Raw genomic sequence first — 20,354 nt, 5'->3', positions numbered from 1 at the left:
AATAAAGACTATTTTTTTTAAATGCACAATTAAGAATTATACATCTTATCTACCAAAGCCGCGTATTTTTGCAAAACTACATTTCGTTTGACTTTCAAAGTCGGCGTAATTTCGCCACTTCCTATTTCGAATTCTGCGGGCATTAAAGTAAATTTCTTCACCTTTTCAAAACCGGAAAGTCCTTTCTGAATATCGTCCATTTTCTCCCGATAAAACTCTCGAATACTTTCCAAATTAACAATGTCTGCCCAATTCGTAAAAGGAATATTCATTTTTGCAATCACTTCCTGCAACGCCTCAAAATTTGGAATTATCAGCGCTGTAACATAAGGTTTTCCTTCTGCCACAATCATCGCTTGATTGATATAATTATTATCTGAAAGTAGATTTTCTAAAGGTTGCGGCGCAATATATTTCCCATTCGAAGTTTTCATTAAATCCTTAATCCGATCCGTAATTATTAAATTTCCAGCTGCGTCAAATTTTCCTGCATCACCCGTTTTAAACCAACCATCTTCGGTAAAAACCTCCGCAGTTTCAGTTGGCTTTTTATAATAACCTTTCATAATCCCGCTTCCTTTGGCTAAAATCTCATCGTTTTCACCAATCTTAATTTGAGTATCGCCAAAGGGAATTCCCGCAGATCCATGTTCAAAATTATGAAAAGGAAAGCAAGTTAAAGTTGCCGTAGTTTCTGTCAAACCATAACCAACCGTAATATGAATACCCAATGCCTCAAAAAACCGCGTAACTTCAGACGAGACAGAAGCTCCACCACAAGGCATAAACCAGAGTTTTCCGCCCATTTTTTTCTTGACCTTATTAAAGACCATGATGCCTGCAATTTTATTTTTAATGTTTAAGGAAAATGGAATTTCTTTATTTAATCGTCTCAATTCTGCAACTTCAGTTCCCGTTGCAATTGCCCAGTTGAAAATTTTCTTTTTAGACTCAGAACTGTTGTTTGCCATTTCATTAACTCCCGCATAAATTTTCTGATAAAACCTTGGCACAGCACACATTATAGTCGGTTTAATTTCTACTAATGCACTTGCAATGAGTTTGGTATTCTCCAGGAAATAAACTTTTGCTCCACCATACAAAGCGAGTAAAGTCCAAGATCTTTCGAAAATATGCGTTAATGGTAAAAATGCTAAAGAAGTTTCATTCTCGAAGTTTTTAAACTTAAAAAATTCAAAATGTGCTTCTACCGATTTGTGGAAATTTCCGTGAGTCAGCATCACTCCTTTTGGAACACCCGTGGTTCCTGAAGTATAAATAATGGTGGCTAAATCTTCATCTTCTTTAGGAACAATATCAAAAGTTTCTTCTGCTTTTTTAATAAAATCCTCGAAATATTGACTGTTTTCTTTTTTGATCCAGATTGCTTTTTTCGCAACCAAAACCTGCTTCAAAATATGATTTCTATTTAAAATATTAAAAGCTGCATCATATTGTTCCTGATTTCCGACTAAGATGATTTTACATTCAGATTCGTTCAGAATATATTCTGCCTGCTCCTCATTATTAGTGGAATAAATCGGAACGGTTACCGCTCCCAAAGACAAAATCGCCAAATCAGTTACAATCCATTCTGCTGAATTATCAGAATAAATGGCCACTTTATCGTGCTCAGAAATACCTGCTTCGCAAAGTGCATTTGCAGTTTTAAAAACCAATCGTCGGAAATCTGACCAAGTGATTTCTGTCCACTTTTCTTTTTTCTTAAAACCGATTGCCGGTTTCATCGGAAACTTGGCAGTATTAATATTTAAAAATTCAGCAACATTCATAGTTATTTTTTATCTGAGATATAATTTTTTAAATGGAAATCAATACTTTCAAAAACTGGAATAAATTGATAATCAAGTTCTTTTCTAATCTTTTTATTTGAAACGACATGATTTGAAGTTACAGTTTCAAGATTGACTTTACTCATCATTCTAAGCTTAGGAAAAAGCCATCCGAATAAAACATTGAAGACGTAACCTAAGTTTAAAATTCCTTTTGACAGCACTTTCGCTTTTGATTTCCCTAATTTTTCACGAACAAAATTTGCAACTTCAATAATCTTCTTAGTTTCAGAAATAATGATAAACCGTTCTCCAAAAATATTATTTTCCATTAATGAAATGGCGATTTCAGAAACATCTCTAACATCAACATAAGTCGTACTTCCGCTCATCGCGTAAGGATATTTCTCAAAAGCATCAAAAATTTCACCGCTACTCGACTGCCAGTTTCCACTACCGATGATTACGCCTGGATTGATAATTACGGTATTTAATCCTTCCGCCGAGGCGCGCCACACCTCCATTTCAGAAAAATGTTTGGACTTAGCATATGGCGAATGAATCAGTTTTGAATTATAATTGGAATCTTCAGTCGTTTCGCCTTTTTCATTAACGCCATCTAGAACAGCAGTTGAACTTACAAAACAGAATTTCTTAACCGAAGAATCTTCACAGGCAAAAAGAAGTTGTCTTGTTCCTTCGATATTAGTTTGATACATCGTACGCCTTTCATCGGGATGAAAACTCACGTGAGCAGCGCAATGATAGACTTCGGTGACTTGATCAAGTGCGTTCTGTAATGATTCTAAATCTTGAAAATCGACATCAATCCATTCAATTTTATTAAAAAAATCGTCGGCTTTATCGGTATAAAATCGGTAAGATTCACGAACTTCTTCAATGTTACTGGAAGCTCTTTTGGTTGCCCGGACGGATTTACCGCGTTTCAGTAATTCTAAAACGATAACTCTGCCGAGAATTCCAGTAGCACCTGTGACTAATACCATAATTTAGAGGGGAGATTTGGAGACATGAGATTGGAGACTTTGAGTTTTTTAAATAATTCGAAATTAAACTCGATGTTCCGAAAGGAAATCTTTAACCACTTCGTTGAAGTCAGTAGGATTTTCGGCCTGCACCCAATGTCCCGCATTTTTTATCGTAACGACTGATGCATTTGGGAATTGCTGTTTAATCTGGAATTCATCTTGAGGTAAAATATAGTTGGATTTTGCTCCCGAAATAAATAAAGTTTCTCCTGAAAACACACCGTATTTGATTGCATTAGAAACAAATTCTGTGTATTTTTCGGAAAGTGTTTTTAAATTAAAACGCCAGTTTAGTTTTTTATCATCAGTCCAATAAAGGTTTTTTGCCAAAAATTGAATGACTGATTTCTCAGGAATATATTGATGTAGAATTTCTTCAACTTCTTGTCTGGAAGTCACTTTTACGAAATCAACCGTTTCTAACGCTTTTATAATTCCCTGATGATGTGGCGGATATGCTTTTGGTGAAATATCAACTACGATTAATTTTTCCAGTTTGATCGGATATTTAATAGCAAATTGCATCACTGCTTTTCCTCCCAAAGAATGACCCAACAAATTAACTTTCTGCAAATTGTGGGATTCCATATAATGCAAAATATCGTGCGCTAAATCGTCATGCGACATTTCTGGTGAGTGAAAACTTTTTCCATGATTTCTTAAATCAATTAAATGAACCGGAAAAAACTCGCCCATTTCTTTACCGAAACTTCCCCAGTTATCGAGCATTCCGAATAATCCGTGAAATACCAAAAGCGGCGTTCCTGGTTTGTCTTCTCCGTAAATCTTTGAGTGCAGAATTTCCATCAATAATAATTAAAGTTCAAAATTAACATAAATTTCGGCTAAAGCCTATAAATATTGAATACAGAAAAACGGGTTAAAGCCCGCTTCCATTATTTTACCATTTTGCTAAACGCTTCAGATACGCCTGAACGGTATTTTCAAGTCCCATATATAACGCCTCAGAAATCAAAGCATGACCAATGGAAACCTCTAATAAATTAGGAATATTATCTGCAAAATATTTTAAATTTTCTAAACTTAAATCGTGACCAGCATTAACACCTAATCCATATTTCTCTGCTTCTAAAGCAGTTTCGATATAAGGTTTAATTGCCTCTTCTTTATTTTTAGAATAATTGGTTGCGTAAGCTTCAGTGTATAATTCAATTCTATCAGCACCAGTTTGTTTAGCAAATTTTACCATTTCCGGATTTGGATCCAGGAAAATAGAAGTTCTAATTCCGGCTTCTTTAAATTCTGAAATTACCAATTTTAAAAATTCCAAATTATACTCACAATCCCAACCTGCATTCGACGTAATCGCATCTTCACCATCTGGAACAAGTGTAACCTGCTCAGGTTTTACTTCTAAAACCATATCAATAAAAGCACGATGCGGATTTCCTTCTATATTAAATTCGGTATGAATTAAAGGCTTTAAATCATAAACATCCTTTCTCGTAATATGTCTTTGATCTGGTCTTGGATGAATGGTAATTCCCTGCGCGCCAAATTCCTGCAACTTAATTGCAGCTTCAGTTACACTTGGTAATTCACCACCTCTTGCGTTTCTGATGGTCGCAATTTTATTAATATTTACACTCAATTTTGTCATTGTATTACATTTTATTAAACTGCATAATTTCTAAATCAAATTCTTTGGAAGCTACCAAAAGATGATCAAAAATATCTGCCATAATTACTTCATAATTGGCCCAGGCAGAATCGTTGGTGAAACAGTAAATCTCTAAAGGCATTCCGTGTGGCGTATTTTCAAGTTGTCTCACGAGCAACGTTCCTCCCTGATCAATGTGCTTACTGCTTTTAAGATAATGAAGAGCATATTCCCGAAAGACTCCAATATTGGTTAACTGTCTGCCATTAATGATCAGATCTGAATTTTCTAAATCCGATCTTTCTTTGACAATCTCGGTTTTCATATTATCAAGATATCCTTTAATCAAATTAATTTTCGAAAAGTGCTCGACTTCTTCTAAATTTAAAAATTTAAAAGAATTAATATTAAAGATGATAGAACGCTTGATCCTTCGCGTATTGCTTTCAGACATTACTTGAAGATTCTTAATTTCTGTCGTTAAAAAATCATAGGTTGGAATCGTCGAAATTGTTTTATCAAAATTCTCAATTTTCGTAGTTAAAAGATTTAAATCGATGATCGTTCCTTCTAAGCCATATTTTGGGATTCCGATCCAGTCACCGACTTTTAAATTTTTAGAAGTAGCTACGTGAATTCCAGTTACAAAACCTAAAATCGTATCTCTGAAAACCAATACTAAAACTGCCGTAATCGCTCCTAAACTTCCTACAATTGCAGAACCACTAATGCCAAACAATACGCTAATTGCAATGACAGAACACACAAAAATTCCGAAAATATTAATCGTTTGAGAAACAGCATTCAAAGCGATGATCTTGTAATAATCTTTTTTAATTACAAAATAGTTTCTGAAAGCAGTTACACCACGCAGCAGCAATTGTGCAATAACTAAGACAATAAATAAACCGATTAATCTTTCAAGAAAAGTAAAGCTTTTTGGATGTCTGTAAAAAATCGAAAATAACGCATAACTACCGAACAATAAGGCATTAATGTGCGAAATCGAATTGGTGATTTTTGCGTCGTAGATTGATTTTAAGATCGGATATTTCTCTTTATTAAAAAAAACTTTGAAAATACTGTTGATTAATAATTTAAATAGAAAATCAACCAGGTAAATAATGACAATAAAAAAAATAAATTTCGCCAATATTTGCAGCAGTAAAACCCAACCATCTGGAAAATAATCTCGGACAAAAACGTGAATATAATCGCTTATATCCTGCAGGAAATCTTTAGTATTAGTCAGATCTTTATTCATTATGGCAAAAATAAGAATTCTGTTTGTCTTTCGTAGATTAATAAGTACATTTAACAAAATTTAGTTACGATGGACACTACTTTAATTGATATTGCGTGCATTATATTATTAGTTCTCGGTATTTTAGGAACTTTCCTTCCTGTTTTACCTGGTTTACTATTAAGTTTAGCGGGTTTGCTCATCTATAAATTTGGAACGGACGCGCCACTATCAATGTTTTATATTTGGATTTTTGTTTTCCTGACGATTTTATCAACCGTTTTAAATTATGTCATTCCAGCTAGAACCAATCGGAAATATGGCGGAACACGTTGGGGAAGCGTCGGCTCATTTGTTGGAACTTTAGTCGGATTGTTCTTTATTCCCATTCCTTTTGGTTTCTTAATCGGAATGTTTTTAGGCGTTTTCATTGGCGAATTATTGCATGATGCTTCCGACAAAAAGAAAGCCTGGAATTCTACCAAAGGTGCTTTTATAGGATTTCTCTACGGAACAGGTTTCAATTTCATCGTGGGATTGGCAATGTTTTTGGTAGTTTTAATCGATATGTTTTAAAAATTAAATTTATGATTTACAGAATATTACTAAGTTCATTAGCTGTTTTTACTTTGGCAACGTGTCAAAATCAAAATGCAGCAAAGACGGAAAAAGCAACTATTATTGAGAATACGAAAGTGGTAACAACTTCTGATTCGACCACTCCAAAAAAAGACGAGCCGAAAATGTCTACTGGATTACCGCCTGATGCAGAAGCCGTAAAAATTGCAGAACACGAACAGGCTAACTCAAATCAAAAAAATGTGATTTATTTAAAGGAAGGAGAAAATAAATTCTTTAAAGAATACGGAATGAATGTTACTTTCAATAAAATAGTTGAAGACAGCCGTTGCCCAAAAGATGTACAATGTGTTTGGGCCGGAAATGCAATGGCAGAAGTTACGTTGATGGGAACTTATACGAGACCTGTAACACTGCAATTAAGCACTTTAAATGATGCAAGTAAAGGATACCAAAACACACAAAATTTCAACGGATACGCAATCTCATTAATTGATGTAAGTCCGGAAACTACTTCAGCAAAAGGATTTAAAGCATTGAAAGGAACTTATAAAATTGCACTTCAGTTTGAAAAAGAAACAGATCAAAATCCATCAACCGAACGCGGTGGAACTACCACGAAATAGTTTCTATATTTTTTGATTTTAAATAATCATTGATCTGAGAAAAAGGTTTACTTCCGTAGAAACCACGATAAACCGAAAAAGGCGATGGATGCGCAGATTTTACAATAAAATGTTTAGAGGAATCAATGAGTTCCTCTTTTTTTTGTGCAAAAGCGCCCCATAAAACAAAGACTATATTTTCCTTTTTATCTGAAACTTCTTTGATGGCGTAATTGGTGAATTTCTCCCAACCTAGATCTTTATGAGAATTCGGCGAGTGTGCTTTTACCGTTAAAGTCGCATTCAAAAGTAAAACTCCTTGTTCTGCCCAATCATCAAGTTCTTTCTTAGATCTTTCAATTCCTAAATCTTCTTTCAATTCTTTGAAAATATTTTTGAGTGAAGGCGGCGCTTTTACTTTTTCAGAAACAGAAAAACACAATCCATTTGCCTGATCATCGTTGTGATAAGGATCCTGACCAATAATAACCACTTTTACATTTTCAAAAGACGTTAAATCTAATGCTCTAAAAATCTGCTCTTTTGGTGGAAAACATTTTTCGGTTGAATATTCCTCTTCTACTTTTTGCCAAAGCTTTTCGAAGTATTCTGTATTTTTAATCGGAGAAAGAATTTCGGTCCAAGTCATTGTATGAGGTGATGATTAATTGATGTGATAATGCGATGATTATTTAAATAGCGTTTAATTCAAAAATAAGATTTTCGGGAAACTTTTCGTCTCGGCGATTTTCATTTAGAATAAACTTTGATTTTTGAAGTAAATTAATAGAATTTGAATTGTTTTTATTGGTACAAGCTTCTATCTTTTCTAAATTTAAATTTTTAAATCCATAATTTAAAATACAATTTACAGCTTCCGACATGACTCCTTTTCCGTGATAGTCGGGTAATAATTCGAAGCCTAATTCAGCAACTGTTCGATCTTCGGAGAATTTCCAAAGGCAAATTGTTCCTACTAATTTTGAATGATTTTGAAAAGTAATTCCAAAAAGGACAATTTCATTATTCGCTGATTTCCTTTTGATATTTAAAATAAATTCTAAAGCTTCAAAAGAATTTTTAGGAGGATTTCGATGAAGGAATTGATTAATTTCAACGTTACTTCTGATGTTCAGAATCTCGCTGGCATCGTATTCTGTGATTGTTCTTAAAATTAATCGCTCTGTAGAAAACTTCATCTTTCAAAGATAGAATTTTTGAGATTTAAAAAACTTTTTGTTTTTCACGCAAAGCCGCAAAGATTTACGCAAAGACGCAGAGAGAATAATTTAAAATAGGAGCTATCGTTTGAACTAAAAAAATACAAAAATTTTACTCCAACTGCCGCATTCTCAAATTAACTCATTCTCAAATTATCCCATTCTCAAATTAACTTACTAAATTTGCGCGTGCATATACAAACAGACGATTTAAACGAACTTGAATTCCCCGAACTTTTAGCGGAGATTTCCCCTTTTGCCTTTTCGAAAAAAACTGCAGATAGAATTGCAGCAATTCGCCCATTCGATATTGATGCAGCTGAACTTTCCTTAAAAAAAGTAGCTGAATATGTATCGAGTTTTGAAAGCGATAACGCAATTCCTTTCAGCGAATTTGAAGATATTGACGAGGAGTTAAAACTAATGCTGATTGAAAATTTCAGATTAGACAATGCTGCTTTCCTTAAAATAAAAAGTCTGACGGAGCAAATCGCTCGACTTCAAAAGTTTTATCCAATTCATTCAGATATATTTCTTCATCTGAATAACGATGTTAAAGATTTAGAATACCGAAAAGAAATCGTTGATAAAATTGACAAAGTGTTTAACCGTTTTGGCGAAGTAAAAAGTGATTCTTCACCCATTCTGAAAGCATTAAGACACGATATTTCTCACGCTAGAAAAGCCATTCAAGAAAACTTTAACCGTGCACTTACTGGTCTTACCAATACTGATTATTTAGATGACATCCGAGAAAGTATTGTCGATGACCAAAGAGTTTTAGCCGTAAAATCTGCTTACAAAAAGCGTGTTCCTGGAAGAGTTTTAGGACTTTCGAAAACAGGTTCGATTACTTATATTCAACCGGAATCTGTCGTCAAACATCAGTTTAAATTAAGAGAAGATATTGAGGAGGAAAAGAAAGAAGTCGATAAAATTCTTCGAAAACTAACCTTCGAAATTTCAGAATTTCAACCTCAACTTTATTCTTACCAAAAGTATATTTTTGATTTAGATGTAACGAGAGCCAAAGCAAAATTCGCTGAAAAAATTGGTGGAATTTTACCTAAAATCAACCGTCACAGAACGATGCGATTGGTGAATGCTTTTCATCCTTTGCTGCTGATTAGAAATCAAGTTGAAAAGAAAAAGATATTTCCACAGACTTTAACCTTAACCGAACAGAATCGTATTCTTTGTATTTCCGGCCCTAATGCTGGCGGAAAATCGATTACTTTAAAAACTGTTGGATTACTGCAATTGATGATTCAGAGTGGAATTTTAGTTCCTGTTCATCCAAAATCTGAAATGTTTTTCTTTGAGAAACTAATGACGGATATAGGTGATAATCAATCCATTGAAAATCATCTTTCGACCTACTCTTCCCGTTTGAAGAAAATGGCGAAGATTATTAAAGAAGCAGATTCGAAAACATTATTACTCATCGATGAATTCGGAACAGGTTCTGATCCGGAATTAGGTGGCGCTTTAGCTGAAAGTTTCCTGGAGTTTTTCTACGACAAGAAAAGTTTTTCAATTATTACCACGCATTATACCAACATTAAATTGGTGATTGAACAACTTCCAAACGCAACGAATGCTGCGATGCTTTTTGATGAAAATTCACTGGAACCGCTTTATAAATTAGAAGTCGGACAAGCTGGAAGTTCATTTACATTTGAAGTTGCAGCGAAAAATAAAATTCCAAAATTCATTATTGAATCTGCCAAGAAGAAAGTAGAACACGATATTATTAACCTCGATAAAACGATTGTAAAATTACAGCAGGAAAAATTTGAGGTTGAAAAATTAAAAACTGATTTAACAGAAAAAAGAGATTCCACTCAAAATAAAAAGGAAAATCTTGAAAAACTGAATGATCAACTGGAGCAAAAACTCTTTAATTTTCAAAAACTCTACGAAGACGAACATCGGAAATTACAGTTTGGAAATAAGGTTGAAGCCTTCATCGATTCTTATGTGAAAGGAAAATCCAGGAAATTGGTTGTGGCAGATTTCGTGAAAATTCTGGAACAGGAAAAATTCCGAAAATTAGGTTCTGATAAAGATGAAACTAAACGGTTGCTAGTTGTTAAACGCAAGATCACGCAACAATTAAAGAAAGTTGATGTTCAGGAAAAAATCGTAGAAACCAATGAAAAACTGGAAGATAAACGTCAAAAAGAACGCGCCGTTTGGATGAAAGTCGGACAACGAGTAAGAATTCCTGGATCTACAAGTGTTGGAACCATTGAAAAGATTGACAAGAATGGTAAAGTTTCTGTGAATTACGGAACTTTTAAAACGCAGATTAGCGGTGATGAACTGGAGCGGATTTAAAAATTGAGAGTTCTACAAGCATATTTGTATTTTTATCAAAAAATCTTTTTGATCAGTTTTTTGGTTAGTGTTTCAATATCTTTTATAGCGGGATTTAATTTTAAAAACCTCGCAATTTCGTATCTTTTTTTTGCACCATTTTTTCATTTTATGATTTATGAAATTAGGAATAAAAACGAATATTATTTTTACGCTAATTTTGGTTTAAGCAGAAGATTTCTTTGGATGATGACCCTTTTAATAAGTCTAATTTTAGAAATTTTAATATGGAAATTTTAAAATTACACGTTGATAGCATTGATAAATCATTTGATGATAAAAAGATATTGAAAGATATTTTCTTGTCTTGCGAAACAGGTCAGATTGTTGGAATACTTGGCAGAAATGGAAGTGGAAAATCTACTTTATTAGAAATTATTTTTGGCACAATTTCGGCGGAAAATAAGTTCGTAAGGGTAGGTACGAAAGTCATTAATAATGTTTCCGACAATAAAAATCTTATTCATTATTTATTCCAGGGTCATTTCTTACCCAATCACCTCAAGGTAAAATCCATCATTGACTTATTTTGCAATAGTGAAAATGCAGTCATTTTAAAATCCAATGAATTGATGATACCGTTTATCAATCAAAAAACACGTAACCTTTCAGGCGGTGAAAAACGCTTGATTGAAATTTTAGTACTACTTTTTTCTGATTGTAAATTTTTAATACTCGATGAACCTTTTCATTCTCCAAAGATTATTGAAGAAATAAAAAAGTTGATAAAGAAGCAATCTAAAAACAAAGGCATTATCATTACAGATCATCAATATAAAAACATCATTGAAATTTCTGATAAAATCATTTTATTAAAAAATGGTTCTACTAAAATTGTAAATGGAATTGATGATTTAAAAAAATTCGGATATTTACAGTCTTATTAATTGGCAAATCACCTTTCGATTACTCGACCAGTTTCCCTTCATCCAAAGCTTTTTTCAGCAAAATATCAAACGCTTCACCCATTTCTTCGGAAGCTCTTTTTACGGCTTTACCGACTATGTTTTCAACTTGATTTACTTTTACATCAGCTTCTGTCCAACTTTTAGCGGAACCATAAACATTCAGAACAAAAGGCATAATCCTATCAACTGCACAAGCAAAAATAGCATCGGGAGTTTCTTCAGCCTCAAATTCTATCCAGAGATTTAGAAACTCTGAACTTAAAGGTTCGTCCAAAATACCGAAAGTCTTTTTTGCTGCTGCCAATTCTCGCTCATATTTACCAGTCATTGCGCTTTCATCAAAAATGAAAGTATCTCCTGCTTCTATTTCTACCACATCGTGAATAGAAAGCATCCTAATCACTCTTAAAAGATCGATTTGGTCTTTCTCTTTTGCATAGGGTAAAAGAACCTGCGCAAACACTACAATTTGCCAACTGTGTTCCGCCGTATTTTCTCTACGTGAATCATCGAGATTAAAGTTTCTGCGGTTTACACTTTTCAAGGCGTCTAAAGCGAGAATGAACTGTATTTCTTTTTCTAAGATCATGTGGCTAATTTCGGAAAAATAAGATGGATTAATAAGACTTTTATATTTTACTTATTCACACAATAAATTATACTCCTCCATGACACCCCAAAGGGTATAAATTATTCATTTTAGAATGAAATTATACCCGATAAGGAATTTTTTAATTGTTAAAAATGCACGATAACGATTTTATGAGCGAATTGGGATCAAAAAATAAAACAGGTGTATATTTATAATAGGATTTATTAAGTAATCTGTATGGTTATTTAAGACGGATCAAGTTGAATTATGGTTCATGGATGCTTCATAGATACTTCATGGATAAAGCATGGATAGTTCATGAGGAGTTCATGAAAACGAAATAATCAAAAACCCATATTTTCATAAAAAAAGAACTCCCAAAATTCCTAACAAAGTACAAATGAGACTTTGACTTTTATAATTTCATTAATTCTTTCATCAAGCCTTAATGCTGAAAAACATATTCATTTTTTAGAATCAGAACAAAACTTGGTCGAATTCTTCGGAACAGATATATTAAAGTGTTCAACAATAAATTTCGGCAGCAATGACTTAAGCAATTCAAAGCTATTGATCATTTTACAAAAATGACAAATTCACCATTCTTCCCCAAAATTTGAGACCGATCTATGATCCTGTAAGATTCATGTGAAAAAAGCACAAAAAAAGCGCTTAGTTTTGAAACTAAGCGCTTGACCTTTTAAAAGTGGTCTCTCCAGGAATCGAACCAGGGACACATGGATTTTCAATCCATTGCTCTACCAACTGAGCTAAGAGACCTTTGTTTAATTCAGTGGTGCAAAAGTAACAAGTTTTCCCATACGATGCAAATCTTTTGCAAAATAATTTTAACAAAAACTTTAACATTACTGATTATCAGCAACATTATTTTCTTCTCTTCTGATTTGCTCACTCATTTCTTCCAGTACTGGCTTGATTGTGCTCTCCGGTAATTCGCTAATTCGAATATACATCAACCCATCAATTGCATCATTAAAGCTTGGATCTACGTTGAAAGATACCACTTTTGCATTCTGCTTGATATATTTTTTAATAAGAACTGGCATCCGCATTTCTGGCTCCAAATCGTCGATAATCTTATCCAGCTTGTTCAAATCAGATTCTACCTCATCGAAAAATAGATTCTTGTCACGTTCCTTTAACTTAACTTTAAAATCATGTTTAGGATGAATATACTGCGCCACGGCAGAATCGTAGTAATGTGACCTCATAAACTCAATCATCAGCGATTTTGAGAACTCTGAGAATTTATCGGAAATACTTACGCCGCCCATCAGGAATTTATGTTCGGGATTTCTTAAACAAACATGTACAATTCCTCGCCACAAAAGGAAAAGAGGCAGTGGTTTCTGTTGATATTCCGCAGAAATATAGGCTCTTCCCATTTCAATCACTTTACGGAAGAATGGTCGAAGTTCTGGATCAAATTCAAAAAGTGAACTGGTATAAAAACCATCGATCCCGTATTTTTTCATTACTTCACATCCCAAAGCCATTCTATAAGCGCCCGCTAATTTCTGAGCTTGGCTGTCCCAAAGGAAAAGATGGTGGTAATATTCGTCGTATTCATCGAGGTCAAAAGGCAAATTGCTTCCTTCACCAATTTTTCTAAAGGTGAGCTCTCGCTGTCGGCCGATCTCACGCATGATGGATGGAATCTCACCATAAGGTGCAAAAAAGACTTCGTAATTTCCGTTTCGGAAAAGCATCTTATCATTTTGAGAAAGCGCTTCTATTTCTTTAATGATATCTTCCGTTGGTGTTTCATCAATAATATTCTGAACTACATTTTCTTCTTTTTTCAAAGAGAAATTAAGTTTAAGATTTGGAATATTTAAACGGTCCGTGATTGATTTTCTTTTCTCGTAATAAGACTTCAACAGCAGAATTTTCTTTTGCAGAAACTCACCCATTTCTTCTATGGTATCATTCTCTTCCAGAACTTTTACAGAAACGGGTTTTCCAATTCTAATGCGGATTGGCTTCTCCCTTTTATTCATCATTTCGGATGGTAATAAAATCGTTTGCAAATCTGGATGAATCTTGGCTAATTGATAGAACAGCCGGCTATTCTTGGCATGAATATACATTGGAACAACGGGAACTTTAGCCATTTTAATAAGCTTCAAAGCTGGTCTTTCCCATTTCTTATCTAGTATTTCACCGAACTCATTATTTCGGTTAGAAACTTCCCCTGCCGGAAAAATCCCGACACAGCCGCCATCTTCTAAATGCTTTAAAGTTCCTCGCATTCCAGACGAACTGCTTTTCAGCTCTTTTCTATTTTCAAAAGGGTTTACCGAGATCACGTAAGGTTTCATCGGTTCGATTTTCTCCAATAAAAAATTACCCATGATTTTAAAATCAGGACGAATTTCAGTTAAAATTTTAGTCATCAAAATTCCATCAATCGCACCAAGTGGATGATTGGAAACCAAAATAAAAGGACCTGTTTTTGGAATTCTTGCCAAGTCTTCTTCGAAAACTATATATCTTAAATCACGTTCGCGCACGAAAGAATCGAAAAAGTCTTTTCCGACTTTATTTTTCAATACATCGTATAACTTATTAACCTCATCGATTTTTGTTAAACGCATAATCGCCGACGCCGCAGGATTTTTTAGTAATCCTAATTTGCTTAAACCTGAGGCTTTAATCAAATCACTTTTGGAAATTAAACTCATTGACAATTAATTCGTTATAACCTGTATCGTTTTTTGGGAAATCTGTTCTAACAATATGTTTTTATCTTGATAAAATTTATTCAACTGCTCTAAATTAGCGTTTCTTATGGTATAAAGAGAAACATTTTTTATAATCTCTGCATTGAATTCTTTTTGAAGTTCTTCATTCAGCTCCTCCACCGTTCCATACATATCTTCTAAACAAAGATCGAGTGAAATGGCAGAATTCTGCATCAAAGAAATTTTGATTTTATATTTGGCTAAAAGAGAAAATATTTGACTCAAATGCTCTTCTGCAATAAAAGAGAAATCGCGGGTTGCAATGCGCATCAATTGTTGGTTTTCTTTTAAAATAAAAGACTCCAGTTGACTTCTTTCTTCGCTCGTTCCAATTTTCGTTCCCGAATTTTTTGGCTCTAAAAAGGACTTCACATAAAAAGGAATATTCTTTTGTTTAAGTGGCTGTAAAGTTTTTGGGTGAATTACAGACGCACCGTAATACGCCATTTCAATAGCATCTTCGTAAGAAATATGACTCAAAAGAGAAACGTTTTCAAACTTTCTGGGATCACCCGTCATCACTCCTGGAACATCTTTCCAAATCGTCATGGCTTCTGCATTTAAACAATAAGCGAAAATTGCAGCAGAATAATCGGAACCTTCCCGTCCTAAAGTCACTGTAAAATTATTCTCATCAGAACCGATGAAACCTTGCGTTACATAACAATTATTCAGGTTCAACGAAGCCATTTTCTTTTCTGTTTCTTCCCAGTTGACATTTCCTTCGCGATAGTTGCTATCGGTTTTAATATAATCGCGGGAATCACACCAGTTATTTTTAAATTGAATATCATTTAAATATTCACTCAAAATTTTAGAAGATATCAATTCACCACAACTCACTACTTGATCATAAACGAAATTATAATTTGGAGATTTATTTCGTCTTAAAAAAGATTCAATATCACCAAAAAAGACAGATATTTCGGCAAAAACAGGATGGTTTTCAGCAAACAAATCTTGGGAAATTTGCAAGTGCTTTTGCTTCACTTTTTCAATTTCAGATTGATAATCGGTTTTGGAAAAATAGTTCTCAACTACTTTCTCCAGAGCATTTGTTGTTTTTCCCATCGCAGAAACTACGAGGAGACAACTCTCAAAACCCTGCGTTTCTAAAACCAGGGCTACATTCTTTACACTTTCTGCATCTTTCACCGATGCGCCACCAAATTTAAAAACCTTCATTTAAATACCTCGATATCAATAATTTATTTCGTCAAGAGAGAATCTCTGAGAATAATATCAGGGGTCAAAATTATTAATTATCAACGAATAAAAAAAACTTGGATTCATATTAAAATTGATAATTAAAAAATAGCGTTTGCAAATAACTTTTGCAGAAGTTAAGATGTGGAAAATCAAAGAGTGATTTCTATCATTTAATGAAAACAAATGCTGTTAAATTGAAAGAATTTTACGAAATTTGTAAAAACCCAAAAAGTAAAATAATGTCAGATCAGTCGTTCCAAACTCTTGGTGAATTCATCATCGATAAACAAGAAGATTTCTTGTATACCACAGGTGAACTTTCCCGTCTACTCAGCGCAATTCGTTTAGCCTCAAAAGTAGTTAACCGCCAGGTTAACAAAGCCGGAATCGCCGATATCATTGGTAAAGCGGGCAATGAAAATATTCAAGGTGAAGAACAACAGAAACTGGATGTTCTGGCCAATGAAATTTTCATCGAAGCATTATCACAAAGAGAAGTGGTGTGCGGAATTGCTTCCGAAGAAAATGACGACTTTATCCAAATCCAGGCAAGCTCCAATGCGCATTTGAGCAAGTATGTAGTTTTAATCGATCCTCTAGATGGTTCTTCGAATATCGACGTGAATGTTTCTGTAGGAACAATTTTCTCTATTTACAGAAGAGTTTCTGAACCGGGAACGCCAGTTGTACTGGAAGATTTCTTACAAAAAGGAGTGAATCAAATCGCGGCAGGATATGTGGTTTATGGATCATCAACGATGATTGTTTATACCACAGGAAATGGTGTGAATGGTTTTACACTCGATCCAAGTTTAGGAACTTATTATCTTTCTCACCCGAATATGCAGTTTTCTCGCACCGGGAAAATCTACTCTATTAATGAAGGAAATTATATTAAATTCCCTCAAGGAGTAAAAAATTATATTAAATATTGTCAAAGAGAAGAAGAGGATCGTCCTTACACTTCTCGATATATCGGAAGTTTGGTTTCTGATTTTCACCGAAATATGATTAAAGGTGGAATCTATATTTATCCATCAACTTCTCAATCACCAAACGGAAAGCTAAGACTTTTATACGAATGCAATCCTATGGCATTCTTAGCTGAACAAGCTGGTGGAAAATGTACGGACGGTTTCCAAAGAATTATGGAAATTGAACCTACCGAACTACATCAAAGAGTTCCGTTTTTCTGCGGAAGCTATGATATGGTAGAAAAGGCTGAGGAATTCATGAGAGAAGCCGCAGCCAATTAAAAAAAACAAAAACAATCTAATTCGGTCAGAGCATGCTCTGACTTTTTTTATGAAGAAAGCAACTTTTAAACAATACCTTTTAGAATTTAAACAAGCCAGCGGAACTTCCCGTGGTATTCTAACAACCAAGGAAACTTTTTTTCTTGAAATAACCGAAGGCGACAAAAAAGGAATTGGAGAATGTGGAATTTTCCGCGGACTTAGTTTCGAAGATGTTCCCGAGTACGAAGAAATGTTGCAATGGCTTTGCGACAATATTAATGAGAACAAAAAAGTTCTTAGAAAAGAATTGCTTCATTTTCCATCGATCTGGTTTGGTTACGAACAGGCGATGTTGAATTTGAAAAATGGTGAAGACCTTTATTTTCCAAGTGATTTTTCAGAAGGATATTCTTCTATAAAAACCAATGGTTTAATCTGGATGGGCGACGCCGATTTCATGAAGCAACAAATCGAAGAGAAATTAAGCCAGGGATTCCAATGTATCAAACTAAAAATCGGTGCTGACTGGAAATCTGAAAAAGAAATTTTAAAACAACTCCGCGCAAAATTCTCGAAAGAAGAATTAGAATTAAGAGTTGACGCCAATGGTGGATTTACTTTTGAAGAAGCAAAAGTTGTTTTACAGGAACTTGCTGATTTGGACATTCATTCTATTGAACAACCAATCAAGGCAGGAAATATTGAGCAAATGGCTGAGCTTTGCAAGAATACTCCAACACCAATTGCTTTGGATGAAGAGTTGATTGGCGTTCTCAATTTCGAAGACAAAAAAGAACTTTTAGAAAAGATCAATCCACAGTTTATTATTTTGAAACCGTCGTTAGTTGGTGGATTCTCTGGAACTGATGAATGGATTTCTTTCGCGGAAGCTAAAAAAATCGGTTGGTGGATTACGTCTGCTTTAGAAAGTAATATCGGTTTGAATGCGATTGCACAATATACTTTTACCAAAAACCCTAAAATCCCGCAAGGTTTAGGAACCGGCGGTTTGTTTACCAATAATTTAGAAACCCGATTGGTTTTACATGGTGATGAATTGATGATGAGATAAATTTAATTCGGCTCAGATTTAATTCTTTTTCAACGTTTTAAAGCTGAGCCGAAATACCTTCTATGTAAAGGTGTTATTTAAAATCGATAACCCAATGAAAGGCCGGATCTAACTCCTGCCCACGGTCCATCAACATAAATATTGGCTCCGTTGGCATCGGTAGTAGCGGTATATTTTACGAAAGGTATATCCAGACCTTCAATTTCTTTTTTCAATTCTTGCTGTTCCGACGGCGTTAGTATTCTTGACGAATCTCCACGGAACTCTCCTTTTCCTTTTCCATAATGACCACCGACGATCCATAAATCTAAAACCCAGTTATCAGCTTTGCCCAAAAACCATTGCGCACCAATCATTAATCCACCACTATTCCCATTTGCTTTACCGGAAATTTTCAAAGGTACCGTTCCCATTCCATAATCTGAAGTTAACAAAACGTTATCGGCTTTGAAAGAAGAATACCTGTAATACGGCGCCAGATAAAAACCATGTCCATATCCTTTTCCTAAATAAATTCGCGGTTCAATTGTGAAATTTGACAAAGAAACTTCTACGTTGGAAAGCTCCGTATCTTTAATATAACTTTTACTAAAAGGAACACTTCCCTTTCCCATGCTTCCAAATCCTACGGCAACAGAGAATTTTTTATTAATAATACGTTCGTAAGTGAGATTAACATTCCGGAAGGCGTAAGCCGTGACATTTGTTTTTACAATATTCATTTTCTCCGGCGAAGAATTTTGCGAAAAAAGAGTGGTTGAAATAAGCAGGGTGAAAAATAAAGTTCTCATAAGATTTTAGTTTTTTGGTTGTTACGGGCTTTTAATCTAAAGAATAAACTAAGATATCAAAATAATTTCACACTGATTTCAAAGTACATTTACACTATCGCTTGACTAATTATTTACAAATGAGATAGAATTAAAGGTAAACTTTAACCGTTTTTTTAACCGCAAAAGATGCAAAAGTTTAATTTTTAAGAAGCTGTTCAAAAGTTTGCAAAAGTTATAACTAGTAGGGAAATCGCTTTTTTATTGTTTTGCTTTGCTATTTTCAGATTGTCTTTTGTCTCTTTTGAGGTTTCTAAAAAATCATTAAAACCCTTGACAACGTTTTTAAATCCTGGTCGAAATATCTTTCATAATAATTTCCGCATGAATTCGCGAGTTTTCTATGAACCAGAGATGGGTGTCTTTTCCGCCACAAACGACGCCGGCTAAATATAAACCTGAAACATTGGTTTCCATCGTATCTTCATTATAATAAGGATTGAGACACTCTCCCTGAAGTTTTATACCGCAAGCTTTCAGGAATTCAAAGTTTGGAAGATAACCTGTCATCGCTAAAACGAAATCATTTTGAATTTCATGAACGGTTTGATTTTCATCTTTAAAGATAATTGTGTTCGGAGTTATTTCTAAAACCTCAGCGTTGAAATAAGCTGAAATACTACCTTCTTTAATGCGGTTTTCAATATCAGGTTTCACCCAATATTTTACACTTTTTGAAATTTCGGAATGACGGATAATCATGGTCACTTCTGCTCCTTTTCTATACGTTTCTAAAGCGGCATCTACGGCAGAATTACTGGAGCCAATGACCGCGATTTTTTGATTTGCATAAGGATAAGGTTCCGAATAATAATGTTTCACTTTTGGCAGATCTTCGCCCTTTACGTTCATGACATTAGGAATGTCATAAAATCCCGTGGAGATAATAACCTTTTTTGCGTGGTATTTATCTTTAGTGGTTTCTACCAAGAAATTTTCTTGTTTGGTTACTTTCAAAACCTCTTCGTATAAATTGATATTAATATTACGCTGACGCGAAATTCCCTGATAATATTCCAGAGCATCTCTTCTACCTGGTTTTGGTGCAGTAGAAATAAATGGAATATCCGCAATTTCCAATTTGTCCGCTGTCGAGAAAAAAGTCATGTATAAAGGATAATTATAAAGCGAATTTACAATCGTTCCCTTTTCTATTACAAGATACGAAAGTCCGGCTTTTTCTGCTTCCAAAGCGCAGTTTAAACCAATCGGACCGCCACCAATTATTATAACATCATATAAAATCATTTT

The 20,354-nt window shown here is 34.2% G+C and carries 18 protein-coding genes and 1 tRNA gene; 6 read left to right on the top strand and 13 right to left on the bottom strand.

Going from position 1 to position 20,354, the window contains the following annotated elements:
- Positions 1-29: 29 nt before the first annotated feature.
- From Q73A0000_RS16000 to Q73A0000_RS15980, 5 genes are all read right to left on the bottom strand, one after another.
- Positions 30-1,793, bottom strand: coding sequence for an AMP-dependent synthetase/ligase (locus Q73A0000_RS16000; protein ID WP_193811900.1), 1,764 nt, complete (start codon positions 1,791-1,793; stop codon positions 30-32).
- A gap of 2 nt (positions 1,794-1,795) precedes the next feature.
- On the bottom strand, positions 1,796-2,800 hold the full coding sequence (locus tag Q73A0000_RS15995; RefSeq protein WP_193811899.1) for an NAD-dependent epimerase/dehydratase family protein: 1,005 nt from the start codon (positions 2,798-2,800) through the stop codon (positions 1,796-1,798).
- A gap of 63 nt (positions 2,801-2,863) precedes the next feature.
- Positions 2,864-3,649 carry an alpha/beta fold hydrolase gene (locus Q73A0000_RS15990; protein WP_193811898.1) on the bottom strand — a complete coding sequence of 262 codons (786 nt, stop codon included), beginning with the start codon at positions 3,647-3,649 and terminating at the stop codon, positions 2,864-2,866.
- Positions 3,650-3,743: 94 nt separating this feature from the next.
- Positions 3,744-4,463 (bottom strand): pyridoxine 5'-phosphate synthase, encoded by a 720-nt coding sequence (locus Q73A0000_RS15985; RefSeq protein ID WP_193811897.1) that lies wholly within the window; start codon positions 4,461-4,463, stop codon positions 3,744-3,746.
- A gap of 4 nt (positions 4,464-4,467) precedes the next feature.
- Positions 4,468-5,727 carry a mechanosensitive ion channel family protein gene (locus Q73A0000_RS15980; protein ID WP_193811896.1) on the bottom strand — a complete coding sequence of 420 codons (1,260 nt, stop codon included), beginning with the start codon at positions 5,725-5,727 and terminating at the stop codon, positions 4,468-4,470.
- Between the two features lie 69 nt (positions 5,728-5,796).
- Between Q73A0000_RS15980 and Q73A0000_RS15975 the strand changes: the two genes are divergently transcribed.
- Both Q73A0000_RS15975 and Q73A0000_RS15970 read left to right on the top strand, forming a co-directional pair.
- The gene (locus Q73A0000_RS15975) at positions 5,797-6,282 is read left to right on the top strand and encodes a DUF456 domain-containing protein (RefSeq protein WP_193811895.1); all 486 of its coding nucleotides are present in this window, start codon (positions 5,797-5,799) and stop codon (positions 6,280-6,282) included.
- Positions 6,283-6,293: 11 nt separating this feature from the next.
- A complete protein-coding gene (locus Q73A0000_RS15970) occupies positions 6,294-6,911 on the top strand; it encodes a hypothetical protein (protein WP_193811894.1) in 618 nt (205 codons plus the stop codon).
- On the opposite strand, the gene Q73A0000_RS15965 is transcribed toward Q73A0000_RS15970, so the two are convergent.
- Both Q73A0000_RS15965 and Q73A0000_RS15960 read right to left on the bottom strand, forming a co-directional pair.
- Positions 6,898-7,539, bottom strand: coding sequence for a uracil-DNA glycosylase (locus Q73A0000_RS15965; RefSeq protein WP_193811893.1), 642 nt, complete (start codon positions 7,537-7,539; stop codon positions 6,898-6,900). The two genes, Q73A0000_RS15970 and Q73A0000_RS15965, sit on opposite strands and share 14 nt — an antisense overlap.
- A gap of 43 nt (positions 7,540-7,582) precedes the next feature.
- Complete coding sequence (locus tag Q73A0000_RS15960; RefSeq protein WP_193811892.1) at positions 7,583-8,089, bottom strand: GNAT family N-acetyltransferase; 507 nt, start codon at positions 8,087-8,089, stop codon at positions 7,583-7,585.
- A 210-nt stretch (positions 8,090-8,299) separates the two neighbouring features.
- On the opposite strand from Q73A0000_RS15960, the gene Q73A0000_RS15955 reads away from it, so the two are divergent.
- A complete protein-coding gene (locus tag Q73A0000_RS15955; RefSeq protein ID WP_193811891.1) occupies positions 8,300-10,450 on the top strand; it encodes an endonuclease MutS2 in 2,151 nt (716 codons plus the stop codon).
- A 266-nt stretch (positions 10,451-10,716) separates the two neighbouring features.
- Positions 10,717-11,376: an ATP-binding cassette domain-containing protein gene (locus tag Q73A0000_RS15950; RefSeq protein ID WP_208458788.1), complete on the top strand. Its 660-nt coding sequence runs from the start codon at positions 10,717-10,719 to the stop codon at positions 11,374-11,376.
- A gap of 19 nt (positions 11,377-11,395) precedes the next feature.
- Here the strand turns inward: Q73A0000_RS15950 and Q73A0000_RS15945 are convergent, their stop codons facing one another.
- From Q73A0000_RS15945 to Q73A0000_RS15930, 4 genes are all read right to left on the bottom strand, one after another.
- Positions 11,396-11,986, bottom strand: a complete 591-nt coding sequence (locus tag Q73A0000_RS15945; protein ID WP_193811890.1) for an HD domain-containing protein — start codon at positions 11,984-11,986, stop codon at positions 11,396-11,398.
- Between the two features lie 710 nt (positions 11,987-12,696).
- Positions 12,697-12,769: transfer RNA gene (locus tag Q73A0000_RS15940), tRNA-Phe, on the bottom strand.
- A gap of 86 nt (positions 12,770-12,855) precedes the next feature.
- On the bottom strand, positions 12,856-14,694 hold the full coding sequence (locus tag Q73A0000_RS15935) for a lysophospholipid acyltransferase family protein (RefSeq protein WP_193811889.1): 1,839 nt from the start codon (positions 14,692-14,694) through the stop codon (positions 12,856-12,858).
- Positions 14,695-14,700: 6 nt separating this feature from the next.
- The gene (locus Q73A0000_RS15930) at positions 14,701-15,939 is read right to left on the bottom strand and encodes an aspartate kinase (protein WP_193811888.1); all 1,239 of its coding nucleotides are present in this window, start codon (positions 15,937-15,939) and stop codon (positions 14,701-14,703) included.
- A 263-nt stretch (positions 15,940-16,202) separates the two neighbouring features.
- Here Q73A0000_RS15930 and fbp point away from each other — a divergent pair, with 263 nt between their 5' ends.
- Together fbp and Q73A0000_RS15920 are read left to right on the top strand one after the other, a co-directional pair.
- A complete protein-coding gene (gene fbp, locus Q73A0000_RS15925) occupies positions 16,203-17,219 on the top strand; it encodes a class 1 fructose-bisphosphatase (protein ID WP_193811887.1) in 1,017 nt (338 codons plus the stop codon).
- Positions 17,220-17,268: 49 nt separating this feature from the next.
- On the top strand, positions 17,269-18,273 hold the full coding sequence (locus Q73A0000_RS15920; protein ID WP_193811886.1) for an o-succinylbenzoate synthase: 1,005 nt from the start codon (positions 17,269-17,271) through the stop codon (positions 18,271-18,273).
- Positions 18,274-18,350: 77 nt separating this feature from the next.
- Here Q73A0000_RS15920 and Q73A0000_RS15915 read toward each other — a convergent pair whose 3' ends face one another.
- Together Q73A0000_RS15915 and Q73A0000_RS15910 are read right to left on the bottom strand one after the other, a co-directional pair.
- Positions 18,351-19,064 carry a DUF3575 domain-containing protein gene (locus tag Q73A0000_RS15915; RefSeq protein ID WP_193811885.1) on the bottom strand — a complete coding sequence of 238 codons (714 nt, stop codon included), beginning with the start codon at positions 19,062-19,064 and terminating at the stop codon, positions 18,351-18,353.
- A gap of 324 nt (positions 19,065-19,388) precedes the next feature.
- A complete protein-coding gene (locus tag Q73A0000_RS15910) occupies positions 19,389-20,351 on the bottom strand; it encodes a YpdA family putative bacillithiol disulfide reductase (protein ID WP_193811884.1) in 963 nt (320 codons plus the stop codon).
- Between the last annotated feature and the right edge of the window lie 3 nt (positions 20,352-20,354).

This window comes from Kaistella flava (ex Peng et al. 2021) (assembly GCF_015191005.1).
In the GTDB taxonomy this organism is placed as follows: Bacteria; Bacteroidota; Bacteroidia; order Flavobacteriales; family Weeksellaceae; genus Kaistella; species Kaistella flava.
This window is presented reverse-complemented; position numbering and strand designations above follow the sequence as displayed.